This is a genomic window from Pseudoalteromonas rhizosphaerae, assembly GCF_902498845.1.
Classification (GTDB): domain Bacteria; phylum Pseudomonadota; class Gammaproteobacteria; order Enterobacterales; family Alteromonadaceae; genus Pseudoalteromonas; species Pseudoalteromonas rhizosphaerae.
The window spans coordinates 1-260 of the sequence record NZ_CABVLM010000077.1 but is presented as its reverse complement, the minus strand read 5'-3'; the positions used below and the strand labels follow the sequence as shown (position 1 = coordinate 260).

Annotated in this window: 2 tRNA genes; both read left to right on the top strand. The window is 47.3% G+C overall.

Annotation, left to right across the window (positions count from 1 at the left end):
* The first annotated feature begins 33 nt into the window (after positions 1-33).
* Positions 34-109 (top strand) — tRNA-Lys (locus tag PSR9079_RS23535).
* A 71-nt stretch (positions 110-180) separates the two neighbouring features.
* Positions 181-256 (top strand) — tRNA-Lys (locus PSR9079_RS23530).
* The last annotated feature ends 4 nt before the right edge of the window (positions 257-260 follow it).

The window sequence follows — 260 nt, the reverse complement described above, 5'->3', positions numbered from 1 at the left end:
GGATTCACGCACCGTGCTTAGGCACATCAGAGCGGGTCATTAGCTCAGTTGGTAGAGCAGTGGACTTTTAATCCATTGGTCGATGGTTCAAGTCCATCATGACCCACCATTCTTTATTCGTTGAATAGTAGAGTGGTTATAATCGGCGGATTTACGCAGCGTGCTTAGGCACATCAGAGCGGGTCATTAGCTCAGTTGGTAGAGCAGTGGACTTTTAATCCATTGGTCGATGGTTCAAGTCCATCATGACCCACCATTCT